The sequence below is a fragment of the Parasphingorhabdus sp. genome, from assembly GCF_036963705.1.
GTDB lineage: Bacteria > Pseudomonadota > Alphaproteobacteria > Sphingomonadales > Sphingomonadaceae > Parasphingorhabdus.
The window spans coordinates 60,991-77,013 of sequence record NZ_JBALUT010000001.1; the positions used below are offsets into that span (position 1 = coordinate 60,991).

General features: G+C 56.7%; 13 protein-coding genes. 4 read left to right on the top strand and 9 right to left on the bottom strand.

The genetic code is table 11. The features are described from left to right. Positions 1–3: 3 nt before the first annotated feature. Genes V7680_RS00360 through cysD form a run of 3 tightly spaced genes read right to left on the bottom strand, consistent with a single transcriptional unit; the run spans position 4 to position 3,637 of the window. Complete coding sequence (locus V7680_RS00360) at positions 4–735, bottom strand: 3'(2'),5'-bisphosphate nucleotidase CysQ (RefSeq protein WP_442954949.1); 732 nt, start codon at positions 733–735, stop codon at positions 4–6. Positions 736–743: 8 nt separating this feature from the next. After that, a complete protein-coding gene (gene cysN, locus V7680_RS00365; RefSeq protein WP_335651295.1) occupies positions 744–2,669 on the bottom strand; it encodes a sulfate adenylyltransferase subunit CysN in 1,926 nt (641 codons plus the stop codon). After that, positions 2,669–3,637, bottom strand: coding sequence for a sulfate adenylyltransferase subunit CysD (cysD, locus tag V7680_RS00370; RefSeq protein WP_335651296.1), 969 nt, complete (start codon positions 3,635–3,637; stop codon positions 2,669–2,671). The genes cysN and cysD overlap by 1 nt, the downstream gene beginning before the upstream one ends. A gap of 29 nt (positions 3,638–3,666) precedes the next feature. Between cysD and V7680_RS00375 the strand changes: the two genes are divergently transcribed. After that, positions 3,667–4,767 carry a helix-turn-helix transcriptional regulator gene (locus V7680_RS00375; protein WP_335651297.1) on the top strand — a complete coding sequence of 367 codons (1,101 nt, stop codon included), beginning with the start codon at positions 3,667–3,669 and terminating at the stop codon, positions 4,765–4,767. Between the two features lie 27 nt (positions 4,768–4,794). Here the strand turns inward: V7680_RS00375 and eda are convergent, their stop codons facing one another. The 5 genes from eda to zwf are packed head-to-tail and all read right to left on the bottom strand — an operon-like array spanning position 4,795 to position 10,294. Further along, positions 4,795–5,415: a bifunctional 4-hydroxy-2-oxoglutarate aldolase/2-dehydro-3-deoxy-phosphogluconate aldolase gene (gene eda / locus V7680_RS00380; RefSeq protein WP_335651298.1), complete on the bottom strand. Its 621-nt coding sequence runs from the start codon at positions 5,413–5,415 to the stop codon at positions 4,795–4,797. After that, entirely contained in the window at positions 5,412–6,383 is a 972-nt protein-coding gene (gene glk / locus V7680_RS00385; RefSeq protein ID WP_335651299.1) for a glucokinase, read from the bottom strand. Before glk ends, eda begins: the two co-directional genes overlap by 4 nt. Continuing rightward, positions 6,383–8,218, bottom strand: a complete 1,836-nt coding sequence (gene edd / locus V7680_RS00390) for a phosphogluconate dehydratase (protein WP_335651300.1) — start codon at positions 8,216–8,218, stop codon at positions 6,383–6,385. The genes glk and edd overlap by 1 nt, the downstream gene beginning before the upstream one ends. Continuing rightward, the gene (locus V7680_RS00395; RefSeq protein WP_335651301.1) at positions 8,215–8,859 is read right to left on the bottom strand and encodes a 6-phosphogluconolactonase; all 645 of its coding nucleotides are present in this window, start codon (positions 8,857–8,859) and stop codon (positions 8,215–8,217) included. The genes edd and V7680_RS00395 overlap by 4 nt, the downstream gene beginning before the upstream one ends. Next, positions 8,852–10,294 carry a glucose-6-phosphate dehydrogenase gene (gene zwf / locus V7680_RS00400; protein WP_335651302.1) on the bottom strand — a complete coding sequence of 481 codons (1,443 nt, stop codon included), beginning with the start codon at positions 10,292–10,294 and terminating at the stop codon, positions 8,852–8,854. Before zwf ends, V7680_RS00395 begins: the two co-directional genes overlap by 8 nt. Before the next feature lie 385 nt (positions 10,295–10,679). On the opposite strand from zwf, the gene V7680_RS00405 reads away from it, so the two are divergent. Continuing rightward, positions 10,680–12,038 carry a GntP family permease gene (locus V7680_RS00405; RefSeq protein WP_335651303.1) on the top strand — a complete coding sequence of 453 codons (1,359 nt, stop codon included), beginning with the start codon at positions 10,680–10,682 and terminating at the stop codon, positions 12,036–12,038. Here the strand turns inward: V7680_RS00405 and V7680_RS00410 are convergent. Continuing rightward, entirely contained in the window at positions 12,015–12,557 is a 543-nt protein-coding gene (locus V7680_RS00410; RefSeq protein WP_335651304.1) for a gluconokinase, read from the bottom strand. The two genes, V7680_RS00405 and V7680_RS00410, sit on opposite strands and share 24 nt — an antisense overlap. A 93-nt stretch (positions 12,558–12,650) precedes the next feature. Here V7680_RS00410 and V7680_RS00415 point away from each other — a divergent pair, with 93 nt between their 5' ends. Further along, positions 12,651–14,951: a glycoside hydrolase family 3 N-terminal domain-containing protein gene (locus V7680_RS00415; RefSeq protein ID WP_335651305.1), complete on the top strand. Its 2,301-nt coding sequence runs from the start codon at positions 12,651–12,653 to the stop codon at positions 14,949–14,951. Beyond that, positions 14,948–15,988 (top strand): SMP-30/gluconolactonase/LRE family protein, encoded by a 1,041-nt coding sequence (locus tag V7680_RS00420; protein ID WP_335651306.1) that lies wholly within the window; start codon positions 14,948–14,950, stop codon positions 15,986–15,988. The genes V7680_RS00415 and V7680_RS00420 overlap by 4 nt, the downstream gene beginning before the upstream one ends. The last annotated feature ends 35 nt before the right edge of the window (positions 15,989–16,023 follow it).

Below are 16,023 nucleotides of genomic sequence, written 5' to 3' on the forward strand. Positions count from 1 at the left end.
CGCTCAGCTTTTGAGCAACGCAAAAACCTTGTCCGCCCATTCCGTCCTGCAAATCAATAGATCAGGCATATACGTATCTTGCTGGTTGTAGACGAGCGGCGAGCCGTCGATGCGCGAACAGTGTAGGCCATAAGCTGATGCAACCGCCACCGGCGCGCAGCTATCCCATTCGAACTGACCGCCGGAATGAAGATATATTTCAGCCTCTCCCCGCACCACGGCCATTGCTTTTGCACCTGCCGATCCCATTGGAACCAATTCTCCGCCCAGACGCTCAGCCACCGATACCGCTTCCGCGGCAGGACGGGTACGACTGACAACCAGACGTGGCGGGCCATCATAGCCCGGAAATTCGTCAATTTTATCGGTGCGGAGGACAAGCCCACCGTCAAGCCCCGGTAACGCGACGGCGCCGATCGACGCAACACCATCAATGGCCAGGGCGACATGGACAGCCCAATCCGATCGCCCTTCCCCATATTCGCGCGTGCCATCGACCGGATCGACGATCCAGACACGCGATTTGCCTAGCCGCTCTGCGGTGTCCTTGCTTTCTTCGGAAAGCAGGCCGTCGTCGGGTCGTTGTTCACGCAAGGCCCGGACCAGAAAAGCGTTGGCCGCCTCGTCCCCGGCTTTGCCAAGGGCTTTGCCCTCGAACTTGCCACTTTCGCGCAGGTCCAACAAAATCCGGCCGGCTGATAGCGCCAGATCGGCGGCGAGATCGGTGTCGGTCATAATATCACTCATTTCAACGGCATGATCTGGCGGATGATATATTCGGCCGCTTCTGCGGGCGTCATCTCAACCGTATTCACTACGATTTCAGGATTTTCCGGCGGCTCATACGGACTGTCGATACCAGTGAAGTTTTTCAGCTGACCGCTACGGGCTTTCTTGTAGAGGCCCTTCACGTCGCGTTCTTCAGCAACAGCCAGCGGCGTATCGACGAAAATTTCGATAAATTCTGCCTCGGGCAACATTTCCCGCACCATCTTCCGTTCCGCGCGGAACGGACTGATGAAGGCGGTCAGCACGATCAAACCGGCATCGGTCATCAGCTTCGCCACTTCACCAACCCGGCGGATATTCTCGATCCGGTCCGCTTCGGTAAAACCGAGATCCTTGTTGAGACCATGGCGTACATTATCCCCGTCGAGCAGGAACGTATGGCGGTTCATCAGATTGAGGCTCTTCTCCACCTCGTTGGCGATGGTCGATTTGCCCGAGCCCGAGAGGCCGGTAAACCACAAGACGCGCGGCGTCTGGTTTTTCAGCAACCCATGCTCTTCCCGCGTGATTGTCGTCGCCTGCCAGTGGACGTTGGCGGCGCGGCGCAGGCTGAAATGCAGCATGCCGGCCGCAACCGTCGCATTGGTGATCTTGTCGATCAGAATGAAGCCACCGAGCGCGCGGCTATCGGCATAGGGTTCGAACACGATCGGCTTATCGGTATGCACTTCGGCAACACCAATGGCGTTGAGCTCCAGCGTCTTGGCAGCAAGCCGTTCCATCGTGTTGATATTGATTTCATATTTCGGTTCCTGCACCGATACGCTGACCGTCTGCGTGGCCAGTTTGAGCCAATAGCCACGGCCGGGCTTGAGTGCTTCGTCACTCATCCAGACTATGGTGGATTCGAATTGATCGGAAATTTCGGGCGGATCGCCAGCGGAAGCGATTACGTCACCGCGCGAGCAGTCGACTTCGTCATCGAGGAGAATGGTCACCGATTGGCCGGCAACCGCTTCATCGAGCTCGCCATCCAGAGTGACGATGCTTTTGACGACGCTGTTCTTGCCCGACGGAACGATCCGGACCGGATCACCCTTCTTCACGATACCGGAAGAAATCAGTCCGGAGAATCCCCGGAAATCAAGGTTTGGACGGTTGACCCATTGCACCGGCATGCGAAACGGTTTTTCCTGCGCAGCATTGGTCGCTATCTCGATATTCTCGAGATGGGCGATCAGCGCCCGCCCGTCGTACCAAGGCATATTTGTCGATGGCGCGTCGGTTATATTGTCGCCTTTGAAGCCCGAGATCGGGATCGCAGTGAAGCTTTCTATGCCGATCTCTGTTGCAAATTCGCCATATTCCTTGACGATACTGTCAAAAATGTCCTGGTCATAATCCACCAGGTCCATTTTGTTCACCGCGAGAACCAGATTCTTGATCCCGAGCAAATGAGCGAGATAGGAATGGCGCCGGGTCTGGACCAGCACGCCTTTGCGCGCATCGATCAATATAACCGCGGCATCGGCGGTCGACGCACCGGTCACCATATTGCGGGTATATTGTTCATGGCCCGGTGTATCGGCGACGATGAACTTGCGTTTCTCGGTCGCAAAAAACCGGTAGGCGACATCGATGGTGATGCCCTGCTCGCGTTCAGCAGCGAGACCATCCACCAGCAGCGCAAAATCAATCTCCTGGCCTTGGGTGCCCGACTTCTTGCTATCCGCTTCCAGCGCCGCCAGCTGGTCCTCGAAGATCATCTTGCTGTCGTAGAGCAAACGGCCGATCAGCGTGCTCTTGCCGTCATCGACGCTGCCGCAGGTGATGAAGCGGAGCAGTTCCTTGTTCTGATGCTGGGCGAGATAGGCGTCAATATCCTCGCCGATCAGCGCGTCGGTCTTGTAGATCGAGTCATTTCCGGTTCCATCGGTCATCAGAAATAGCCCTCCTGCTTCTTCTTCTCCATGCCGGCGCCACCTTCATCCTTGTCGATCACCCGGCCCTGCCGTTCGCTGGTGGTGGTGAGGAGCATTTCCTGCACCACTTCAGCGAGGGTCGATGCGGTGCTTTCGACCGCGCCGGTCAGCGGGAAACACCCCAATGTGCGGAACCGGACGGACCGGTTGGTGATTTCGGGCTTATGTCCCATCACCTTTCCCAGACGGTCGATATCATCGGCCATGAACAGGCTGCCCTCGTGCATATAGGTCGGGCGCATCGCGGCGAAATAGAGTGGCACGATCTCGATATTTTCCGCCATGATATATTGCCAGATATCCAGCTCGGTCCAGTTGCTGATCGGGAAAACGCGGATGCTTTCTCCCTTGGCTTTCTTGGCGTTGTAGAGATTCCACAATTCGGGACGCTGGTTCTTGGGGTCCCAGCCGTGGCTAGCGGTGCGGAACGAGAATACGCGCTCTTTCGCGCGGCTTTTTTCCTCGTCACGCCGCGCGCCACCAAAGGCAACATCAAAACCATAAAGGTCGAGCGCCTGCTTCAGCCCTTCGGTTTTCCACATGTCGGTATGGAGCGGACCGTGATCAAACGGGTTGATGCCGCGTTCCTTCGCTTCCGCATTGTGATGGACGATCAATTCCATCCCTGCATCTAGCGCGGCCTTTTCGCGCAGCGCGTACATATCCTTGAATTTCCAGGTCGTATCGACATGGAGCAGCGGGAACGGCGGAGGAGATGGATAGAAAGCTTTCTTGGCGAGATGCAGCAGAACCGCGCTATCCTTGCCGACGCTATACATCATCACCGGCTTTTGCGCCTCGGCGACGACTTCACGCATGATATGAATGGCTTCGGCTTCAAGCCGCTCTAAATGGGTCAAAATACGGGTCACTTGGGGGTCCAGTTCTATTTGTTTGAACGTGTAATAGGCGCTTTTGATTCGCATACAGTTCCCATATGGGATATAGACCGCGAATGTCGGTGATATTGAGCGAAGAACATGATCTGATCGCGGCGCTGCACCGCGGTACGCTGGGCGCGCCGCCATGGGAGAATTTTCTCGCGCAGCTCAAGCGCAGAACAGCAGCCGACTATGCCAATCTGTTTTTTCAGGGTGACCATGACTGGCTGCAATCAGTCCAAATTCCGGTCACCAAGCAGGGTTCCGGCGATATAAATGAAATATATCAGAAGGACTTCGGGAAGGTCGCAGCGCTGCCGCATTATGCCATGCGGCTTAACCGCGTCTATTCCCTCGACGAGTTTCTCGACCCCGATGACCCGCGTCAAAGCAGGTTCAAGGCGCTGTTCCTGCGGGACCCCGATGTTCGCTTTGCCCGCATCATGCGGGTAGCAGAACCCAATGGCGGGCAAATCTGGATTTCTCTCGGACGCAAGGACAGCAATTTCTCTGCCAGCGACGGCGCGCTGCTGGGCGCCCTCGCCAATCATCTGGCAATTGCCGCCGGCACCCATTCCGAACTCGAGCGCCAAAGATTGAAGGCAGGAATATCCGCCGATGCAATCATGCGGCTCAATTTCGGCTGGTTCATGCTCGACGGCTCCGGCCGGATCATTGACATGAGCGAACAGGCGGAAGCCTTTGTTCAAGAAGGGCAAACCCTGCGGAAATCGCCCGACGGGCGGCTGATCGCCGAGCGCGCCGATGCCCAAGGAGTCTTGCGCCAGTTTCTAAAAATGCGTCAGGCCGGGGAAAGCGTGGTGCGGACCGTGCATCTGTCGGACGAACCATGGCTGGATATGCTGCTCACCAATCCACCGGCAGACCTGGCGGGTGCGATTCAGCCGGTTGCCATCGCCTTTGTCCATGGCGAGCGATCCAACAGCGCCGAGCGCAGCGACCATCTGGCCAATCTTTTCGGCCTTACCATTCAGGAAGCCCGGCTTGCCCTGCATATCAGCCACGGCGTGACTATCAGGGAAGCCGCAATTCTGCTTGGCCTGACCCATGAAACCACAAGGCTCTATTCGAAGCGGATATATGCCAAGACCGGCACGCGCGGTCAGGCCGATCTTGTGCGCCTGATTCTGGCGAGCATCGTGGCACTGACCTAGCAAGCAGACCAATGGAACTGCTGCGGGTCAAATAGGTCGGTTGGCTCGCGTGACAGCCTTGGCATTCGCTCTTATCAAATCACTATCTATCGGCCCTGAAGGCACGATCCAGCTTCCTCCGACGCAAAGAACCTGCGATAGCGCGAGCCAATCGGCCATTGATGCTTGGGTAATACCGCCGGTCGGGCAGAATTTGCATCCGCCAAAGGGACCGGCAAGCGCTTTCAGCGATGGGATGCCGCCCGCAGCTACCGCCGGGAAAAACTTGAAATGCTCAAGCCCGAGATCCATCCCGCGCATGATGTCGCCCGCATTGGCAATGCCGGGGAGAAACGGCACGTCCGCTGCAATTGCGGCTTGACCGAGGCTTTCCGTCAGGCCTGGCGATACGATGAATTGGGCACCTGCGGACAACACAGCGTCCAGCTGGGCCGGATTGGTTACCGTACCGGCGCCGACGATAGCGCCTTCTACCTGCGTCATTTCCGCAATCGCCTCCAAAGCGGCATCAGTCCGCAAAGTGACTTCCAGAACATTGAGACCGCCATCGACCAGAGCCCAGGCAATCGGGATAGCATCCGCTACCTTATTGATCACCAGCACCGGTATGACCGGTGCCGTCCGCATGATCCGTTCGATCGGTTTCATTGATGTTCCTTGATGAAGGCACCGGCGGCGCCGAATAGGCCGGGTTGTTCATGGAGTAGTTGCTTGACCGGAATCTGCTCCATCAATGACTGAAAGCGTCCCTTTGCTTTGAACCGTTCGCGAAATCCTGATGAGGGCAATCTATGTGCAATCCTGCTACCAAGCCCCCCTGCAATCACCACCGACCGCGCACCTTGCGCCAGAGTTATATCACCGGCGAATGCGCCGAGACACAGGCAGAATCTGTCAAACGCGGCCGATGCCAGACTATCTTCGCCGGAGAGAGCCAGTTGCCAGAGAGCCTTGTCGTCCATGCGTTTGGACGCTTGACCCTCAATTTCGGCGAGCACATGGTAAATGGTCTGCAGGCCCGGTCCCGCGACCACCCGTTCAACAGAAACGCGGCTATGTTCTTTGCGCAAATGCCTTAGTAACCGGTCTTCAACCTCATCATGCGGTGAAAAGTCGATATGTCCGCCTTCGGTTTCGGTCACTTGGTAATCCCTGGCCTGCCGCATAACATGAGCAACGCCGAGACCGGTTCCGGGACCAAGAACCGTTATCAATCCCTCGGCACTGAGCGGAATATCCGGTCCGCAAATATGTTCAAAATGTCGATCTTCCAGCAACGCGACGGCGTGGCCTACGGCACCAAAATCATTGACCAGGCTGTAACGCTCCAGCTTCAGCTTTTCCTGGATCAAATGGGGGCGGATCATCCAGCTGTTATTGGTCAGATGCAGCACATCGCCGCCAACCGGCCCAGCAACCGCTATCGCGCCATCGGAAGGCAGCTTGCGGCCAACTTCGAAACCATAAGCCTCCCATGCGATTTGCAGAGTCGCGTGATCTGCACTGTTCATGGTGATTTGGTTATCGAGGCGCGCGATATGATTGTCTTCGATGACTGCAATGGCGAAACGGGCATGGGTTCCGCCAATATCGGCAACGACGATTTCCTGCACCATTACAGTCCTGCCTCGCTCAACATCGCAGAACCACCCTTTTCGGCCTCATCGCTATGATGTCGCAGCATCGCAAAAAGCTCTCGCCCGGTGCCTAGTGGCCGCGGTGGCGGCGTTGCCTTGGGGCGACTTTTCCACTCTGCCTCATCAATCAGTATCTCGAGGACTCCCTCTTGCGCACAAACTCTTATCAAATCACCATCCCGTAATTTGCTCAACGGTCCGCCTTTATAGGCTTCCGGAGACACGTGAATTGCCGACGGGATTTTGCCGCTGGCTCCGGACATCCGCCCATCCGTTACGAAAGCAACCTTGAAACCCTTGTCTTGCAAGACCCCCAATGGAGAGCTCAATTTGTGAAGTTCCGGCATTCCGTTTGCTGCAGGGCCCTGAAAGCGGACGACAACCACCATATCCCCTTCCAGATCACCCGCCTTGAAAGCGGCCATGACATCATTCTGATCGTCAAAAACCCGTGCTGGCGCTTCTATGGTCCAGCGGGATTCATCCACCGCGCTGGTTTTCATAGTCGCTCGACCAAGATTGCCTTTCAGCAAGCGCAAACCCCCGTCGGGCTTGAACGGGTCAGCCACGGTCTTCAGGATAGTTTCGTCCAGGCTGTTCGCCGGTGCGTCTTTGAACGTCAGCCGGCCATCATCGATATAGGGTTCCTGGGCGCCCTCTCTGAGGGAAGCGCCATAGACGGTTTTGATATCGCCGTGCGCCAGTCCGGCATCGACCAGTTCGCGGATGACAAAGGGCATTCCGCCCGCCGCCGCGAAATAATTCACATCGCCAGCACCATTGGGATAAATCGCCACGATCAGCGGCACTGCCTTGGACAGCTCGTCCATATCATCCCAGTCCAGGATGATACCCGCCGCTCTGGCAATGGCTGGAAGATGCAGCACATGGTTGGTTGAACCGCCAGTCGCGAGCAGGCCCACGACCGCGTTGACGATCGCCTTTTCGTCGATGCAATGGCCTAGCGGCCGGTAGTCCGCAGCAGCATCCTCGCCAACACCCCATCCGATTTGGGTCACCCGATGCACCGCCGCGCGGGTCAGTTCCTGACGGAGTTTATTGCCAGGATTCACAAAACTGCTGCCCGGAATATGCAGCCCCATCATCTCCATCATCATCTGGTTGGAGTTGGCAGTGCCGAAAAAGGTGCAGGTTCCGGCACCGTGATAGCTGGCGCTCTCGGCATCAAGCAGTTCCTCTTCGCCTATCTTGCCTTCGGCAAACAGCTGTCGGACGCGGATTTTTTCTTTATTGGCAAGACCGGAAGGCATCGGTCCGGCCGGAACCAAAATCGTCGGCAGATGACCAAAACGCAGCGCACCGATCAGCAATCCCGGTACGATCTTGTCGCAAATACCGAGCAGCAGCGCGCCTTCGAACATCCCGTGGCTGAGCGCAATCGCGGTGCTCATCGCGATCACGTCGCGGCTGAACAGCGACAGCTCCATACTGTCCTGACCCTGGGTCACCCCGTCGCACATCGCCGGAACGCCGCCGGCAATCTGAGCGGTCGCTCCTTTCTCGCGGGCGAAAATCTTGATCTGCTCCGGATAGCGGCCGTAAGGCTGGTGGGCCGAAAGCATGTCATTATAGGCGGTGACCACACCGATATTCATCGCCTTGCCGCCGCGAATGGCGGCCTTGTCGTCGCCGCTGGCGGCGAACCCATGAGCAAGATTTCCGCAGGATAAAGTGGGTCGATGCACCCCGACTTCGCGCTGCTTGTCAATCAGGTCGAGATAGGCGCTGCGCGACGATCGCGACCGCTCGATGATCCTGTTGGTAACTTTTTCGACTGTCGTGTTCAGCGTCATGAGCGACTCCAGAATATCGTAATAGGACAGTTCGCTCGCCGGAAAAGTCGCGCCACCGGTACATCGGTATCGCCAGCAATGGCTGCTTCAAGAATATTTTTCTTGTCGCAGCCGCGAACCACCAGAATGATTTCCTTTGTTGCCGACAGCGCGGCCATATTCAGGCTCAGGCGTTCGAAGGGCGCTTCAATCGGCAACGGGTCAGGAACAGTGTGGATGACCGCCGGTGTCTCCTCCTCGTCGCAGGTCATATTGGGAAATAGCGAAGCAATATGGCCATCGGCGCCCATGCCCAGCCAGACCAGATCAAACGGCGCGACTTGCTCTCCGCGAACCAGTGGTTCGACATGCGCAGCGGTTGCGTCGAAGGCTCTCGCGAGCTTGGCCTGATTGCTAGCAGCATGCCTGACCGGGACGATCCGGTCATCGGTCAAGGTGATTGTCACCGTTCCCCAAGGCAAGGTCTGGCGGGAGAGGATATCGAAAATCGCGATTGGCGTATTGCCGCCGGGCACCGCGATACGATGCTTGCCCGGTTGTTCGACGACCTTGGCGACATGGTCCGCCACGCTCTGCGCATCGGTCTTGACGGCCCAACTGATCGAGACGGAAGAAGATATTGCCGTTTGCATATCAGTCATTCCAGCTCACTCCATCCCGCTCGGTCAACGCGATCGCAGCAGATGGACCCCAGCTGCCCGAACCATATGATTTGACGCCGATATCATTCTTTTCCCACACGTCCCGGATGGCATCGATCCAATGCCATTGCGCCTCGACCTCATCCCGCCGGACGAACAATGTCGGATCGCCCTCGATCAGATCGATCAACAGCCTTTCATAGGCGATGCGTTTGCGGGTTTTTGAGAATGCCTGGGTCAGCGACAGATCAAGCGGCACTTCACGCAACACGATACCGTCGCGGTCGAGCCCCGGCTCTTTCGCCATTACCTGAAGCCGCACATATTCCTCCGGTTGCAACCGGATAACAAGCCGATTGGCGTTCAGCTTGGTGCCGCCACCGGCAAAAATATTATGCGGCACACTTTTGAACTGCACGACAATTTCGCTGCGTCGTTCCGCGAGCCGCTTGCCGGTCCGGACGTAGAATGGCACGCCCTGCCAGCGCCAATTGTCTACGAACACCTTCAGCGCGACGAAGGTTTCCGTTTCCGAGCTTTCTCCCAGATTTTCCTGATAAGACGAAACCGCCTCGCCTTTGACCGCGCCATCGCCATATTGCCCGCGCACCACGTTTTCGGCAATCACCGGCCGCAAGGAGCGCAATACTTTGACCTTCTCGTCGCGAACCGAGGTAGCATCGAGATTCGCCGGCGGCTCCATTGCGATCAAACCGACAAGCTGCAGAATATGATTTTGCACCATGTCGCGTAGTGCGCCGGTTTTTTCATAAAAGCCGTGACGCCCTTCCAGACCGACGGTTTCGGAAACCGTAATCTCGATGTGATCGATACCGTTGGAATTCCACAGCGGCTCGAACATCATATTGGCAAAACGCAAGGCCATCAGGTTCTGGACGGTTTCCTTGCCGAGATAATGGTCGATCCGGAAGATGCGATCCTCTGGAAACGCTTCTGCCACGGCGTTGTTGATCGCATTGGAAGATTGCAGATCGTTGCCGAGCGGCTTTTCAAGACCGATACGGACATTTTCGCCGGTCAATCCGGCGGACTTCAAACCCGCGATTGTCGCTTCGAATAGAGACGGTGCGGTCGAAAGGAAGATCGCGAGACCGCCAGAAATATCGCCAATTTTATTAGCCAGGTCACTAAAGCCTTCGGTCGATGAAGCGTCCAGTTGCTGATAGGATAGACGCTTTAAAAAACTGGATATCATATCCTTACTTTGGCGATCTTCCGGCAAATATAGTTCCAGCGCCGACGCAGCCATGTCCCTAAATTCTTGATCGTCCAACTCACTCCGCGCGGTGCCGACAATCCTCACATCGGCTGCAATCAACTCATCTTCATGCAGCGCATATAGCGACGGAAAAAGCATCCGCTTTGATAAATCTCCGGTTGCCCCGAAAAGCAATAGCGTAGCCGAACTGTTCATTTTCTAACAATGGGTCCCTGTTTTGCTATCAAGACGGATGTTACCGTCCCTTTCGTGACACCTAATGACAGCGTTGTCAGGAAAAGGCAATCGCGTAGGTGTATTTTCGCGATAAAATTGATTCTGGCTTCAGTCGAACGGACCAAGCATCTGATCCAGCCATGCAGCAATCGTTCTCAATGGCCCTGCGCGCGGTCTGGCTATAATATTACAGGCTCGGCTTGATCGGTCTGCGGCGAGGCCCCTGTCACTTCCTTCACCACAAACCAACACTCAAAATCAGCGCGACCGCCGACATATTGCCATCACACCAGATGCAAGTTATCAGCGTGTATAACAACGTTGTCATAAATTGATAATCAAACGGAGTGGGCGGGGAAACTATATGGAGTGGATTACGCAAAACCGACCGTTGATCGCAATGCTGTTCAGCATCATCGCGCTGCTTGCCCTGATCATGCGCGGAAGGATGCATCCGTTTCCAGCGCTGCTGATTGCCGGGATTGCTGCGGCCCTTGGCGCAGGTCTCGCACCCCCGGAGGCTATCGCGGCAGTGGCGAAGGGAATGGGCGGCACGCTTGGTGCGATCGCAGCAGTGATAGGTCTCGGCGCGATGTTCGGCATATTGGTCGAACATGGCGGCGGTATCACCGCCCTCGCCCATTTTGTTACCCGCAGCAGCGGTCCTCGACTCACCCGCTGGATGCTGGGTCTTGTCGGCGTGATCGTCGCAATCCCGGTTTTCTTCGATGTAGCTTTCATCATTTTATTCCCCTTGGTCCTCGCATTCTCGCGGAGATTTGGGCTGCCTCCATTGGCGTTCGGCCTCCCGCTTCTCGCTGGCCTGGCTGGCGCGCATGCATTCATTCCTCCGACCCCCGGCCCTGTCGCAGTAGCAGAGCAACTAGGAGTCGATCTCGGCTGGGTGATGCTGTTCGGCGTCATCGCCTGCGTGCCGGCGGCGATTATCGGCGGCCCGGTTTATGTACGCTTCGCGCTCAAGAGCGGATGGCTTCCCGAGGGCAACGCTCTGGATTTGATGCAGAGCGATGAACCATCAACGGAGTTTGACAGCGGTCTCGGCAAAACCGCGCTAGCGCTTGTCCTGCTGCCATTGACGCTGATAATCTGTGGCGCGCTGGTCGATGTTATTGGCGTGCCAGAGGGTTTGTCCCGAACTATTATCGTAGCACTCGGCGAACCTGTCATCGCGCTCCTAATCTCTTGCGGGGCTGCCTTTCTGGCTATGCGACCAGCCAATCCGGAAAAGCGCACTGCGCTGAGGCAGGCAATCGAGAAGTCACTCGAGCCGGTCGGCGTGGTTTTGTTGGTGACCGGCGCAGGGGGTGCTTTCAAACAGGTGCTCGTTGACACCGGGGCGGGCCAAGCTCTGGCCGATGCCACGCTTTCATTTGGCATTACACCGATCCTATGCGGATTTCTGATTGCGCTGCTGCTGCGGATTGCACAAGGATCGGCGACCGCCGCGATGATTACCGCCGCGAGCTTGACCTACCCGATTGCGTTGGCCGCCGATCTGTCGCAACCGCAACTGGCGCTTGTAGCGGTGGCGATTGCTGGTGGAGCTACCGCCTTCAGCCATGTCAATGATAGCGGATTCTGGCTGATAAACCGCTATTTCGGGCTGACAACATCGGAAACTTTGCTATGCTGGACGATCAGCTCCAGCCTGACCGGTGTCACCGGCTTTCTCGTCGCCTTATTGCTCTCGCCGTTCGTTTAGCGCCTGCAATATCGCGCGGCAGATTTCCTGCGGCGTTCGCGTACCGTCGACGCATATCGGATTGTCCGGCAACTCCAGCGCTGCCAGTTGTGACGACAAAAGTGAGGCTGGCATGAAATGGTCTTTTCTCGCCGCGATTCTTTCGGCCAGGATTTCTACCGGCACTTCGAGTAACACCCATTGGCACGGCCCGTTCACAGCAGTTTCCAGACGCGACCTGACCTCGTGGTTCAACGCCGAGCAAGCTACGATAACCGGACCGTGATCGCCCGAAACTATCGCCTTCCCCAATGCATCAATCCACGGCATGCGATCGGCGTTGGTCAATGGCGTTCCACGCTCCATTTTCTTCCGGTTGGCCTGAGGATGATAGATATCGCTCTCGACCATCGCCCAACCCGTTTGCCTCGCCAGTGTTTCGGCGATGAGGGATTTCCCTGACGCGGCAACCCCCATGATCACGATGATCATTCCCTCGTCAGCGATCCGAGCGTCCTCAGTTGTCGAATGCCTCGCCATGGCAGGTCGCATAAACGGTAATCGTCATCATATACAACAACTATTGACAAGGTTGTCATAAATGACCGATGATAGGCCAACGGAGAGAGAACAATGATCAAAGCCATGCTTGCCCTCGGGAGTCTGTTGTTCGGTGGCCTGATGGTTTCAGTTGGTGATACGAGGGCTGAAGAGCAGACTTCGCTGTCGGCAGAGCAAGGCGACCTTGTTGAATCATTGCTTCTCCAAATGACCTTGGCAGAAAAAGTCGGACAGCTGAATCAGGCCGCGGGCGGCCGTTCCAAAAACCTCAATTCCAAACTTACCCCGGAAGAATATGACCGAGTCCGGGCCGGCGGCGTTGGCTCCTATCTGCACGTTGCCGGAGCGGAGCCTTTGCGGGAATTGCAGCGCATCGCGGTAGAAGAAAGCCGGCTGAGAATCCCGCTGCTTTTCGCGATGGATGTGGTCCACGGTTACCGGACGATATTCCCGGTTCCACTGGCAATCGCTGCCAGTTGGGAGCCGGAACAATGGGAAACCACTGCTCGGATTTCCGCCCGTGAGGCTGCATCAAGCGGCCTTCACTGGACCTTCGCCCCCATGGTGGATATCACCCGCGATCCGCGGTGGGGGCGGGTTGTCGAAGGATCGGGTGAAGATCCCTATCTCGGCAGCATCATGGCTGCAGCACAAGTCCACGGCTACCAAGGCCAGGACCTGGCTGCGGGTGATACCGTCATGGCGACAACCAAGCATTTCGGCGCATATGGCGCGCCGATTGGCGGCCGTGATTATGGCTCAGCAGACATTTCCCAACGCAGCCTTCACGAGACATATCTACCGCCATTTTATGCAGCAATGGCGGCCGGAACCGGCGGCTATATGACGGCGTTTAACGATATTGCCGGTCGGCCGACCACCGCCAACGCAGATTTGATCAACGGCACTCTCCGAGGCACATGGGGCTTTGACGGCATGATCGTCAGCGACTGGAACGCGATCGCGGAGCTGATGAACCACGGCATTGCAAGAACCCGCAGCGATGCCGGCGCGCTAGCGATTTCAGCGGGCATCGATATGGACATGATGAGTCTGGTTTATGCTGACGATCTGTCCGCAGCTGTGACCAGGGATCCTGCCCTGTTGACGCATCTCGACAATGCAGTTCGCAATGTGCTGAAAGCCAAACAGAAGCTGGGACTGTTCGACAATCCTTTCATCTATCATGATGCAGCGAAAGAAGCGGTCACCTTGCGCGCGCAAGACCATCTCGATGCCGCCCGTCAGGTGGCGGTCCGCTCGATCGTAATGCTCAAAAACGACAATGCCATTCTGCCGCTTGGCGGCAAAGCGAAGCGGATTTCAGTTATCGGATCTCTCGCGACCGACACGCAAAGCCAGTTGGGTTCGTGGCGTGCTCGAGGTGATAAAGCCGAAGTTGTCTCCTTGCTGGACGGAATCAAGTCAGGGGCAGGTAAAGGCGCAGTCGTCGACTATGCCGCTGGCATTGACCCGGACAATCCCAATGCGTTGCAAGAGGCAGTAGAGCTTGCGAGAAACAGCGACATCATCGTCCTGGTAACCGGTGAAGATTATGACCTGAGCGGCGAAGCACGCAGCCGGTCGGATGTTTCACTTCCGCAAGAGCAGCAAATATTGACAGATGCGATATTGGCGGTTGATAGGCCGGTGATCGTCGCACTGACCGGTGGTCGCCCTCTGGCAATATCCAATATCGCTGAGAAAGCCGACGCAATCTTGATGACGTGGTTTTTGGGCAACGAAGCCGGTTCGGCACTGGCCGATGTGCTTTTCGGCAAGTCCGCTCCGGGTGGCAAGCTGCCGATCAGTTTCCCCCACACTACCGGACAAGTACCCTATTCCTACAGCGAATATCCTTCCGGCCGTCCGGCCGATCCCGACCCGACCAAGGACACCAACCGCTATAGCGATCTGCCGATCACGCCGCTCTACCCCTTCGGCCATGGCCTGAGCTACGGGGATATCAAGATCAGTAATCTTGTGCTGAGCGCACAAACAGTGGATAGCTCCACACCACTCACTATCTCCGTCACTCTCATCAACAACGGCAAAATCGCCGGCGACGAGACGGTTCAGCTTTATCTGCGCGATCGCGTCGCCAGCATCGCCCAGCCACAGAAAATGCTCCGCGGGTTCAAGCGTCTCAGCTTGAAACCAAAGGAGAAAAGGACAGTCAGCTTCACCCTGACCAGCGACCAGCTCGCTTTCTACGCGCCCGACGGGAAATGGCGCAGCGAGGCGGGAGCGTTCGATGCCATGGTGGGAAGCTCCGCCGAAAACATCGTGCTAACCAGCGAGTTCGAATTGACCGAGACTGTCGAAAGCAAGGTTCCGGCGTCGGCAATTGCAACCAAGGTAGCGGTCAAATGAGATTACGGAGACGGGAATTTGTCGGCGGCATCGCCGCAGTCACAATCGCTAGCTGCGTGCCCCGTGATGGTGCAGCAGACAGCAAATCGACGGCATCTCCAACGGTAGAATCTTTCTCTCCCGAACTTGCCGCGATTATTGATCCTGCAGGCCAATTGGAAACGCTCGCCACCGGGTTCTCCTGGTCCGAGGGTCCGGTATGGGATCAAATGCGTAATCGGCTATACTTTTCCGACGTGCCGCAAAATACTGTCTTCATGTGGAGCGAAGAAGCGGATTTGGAAATTTTCCTCAAGCCCTCGGGATTGCCGGATGGCGAGGACCCTGCCCCGTTTGACAGCGCCGGGATCAACGGTATGTGGATCGGCAAGGACGGACAGCTGATCGCGGCCAGCCACGGCAAGCGCGCGGTTACGTCCATCGATATCGACAGCAAGGTCGAGACGGTTCTGGCCGACCAGTATCAGGGCAAGCCGCTGAACAGCCCGAATGATGTGGTCGAAGATCGTCACGGCAATATCTATTTCACCGACCCCCCTTACGGCCTCAAGGATGGCGACCAGTCGGTGCTAAAGCAGCAGTCTCAAAACGGCGTCTATCGACTGGCCAAGGACGGGTCGATCAGTCTGATCGACGCGAGCCTGACGCGACCCAACGGGATTGCCCTGTCGCCAGACCAGAGCATATTATATGTCGCTCAGTCTGATCCGGCCCGTCAGATTTTGAAATCTTATGTGATTGGAAGAGATGGAAGCATCATCGACAAAGGGGTATTCTTCGATGCGCAAAGCCTGGCTGGCGATGAAGCACCAGGATTGCCGGACGGGATGTGCGTGGCGGTGACCGGTCATGTTTTCGCGACCGGGCCTGGTGGTGTGCTGATCCTTTCGCCAAGCGGGCGGCTTCTCGGACGGATCAATACGGGAAAGGCCTGCGCCAATTGTACCTTTGGAAACGATGGGCGAACACTCTACATGACAGCAAGCGACAAATTGCTGCGCATCCCACTCAAAATCCGCGGTATCGGATTTGCCTAGTTGAAGCTCCCAGCCTGAGGGTGTGGTGATGTCTG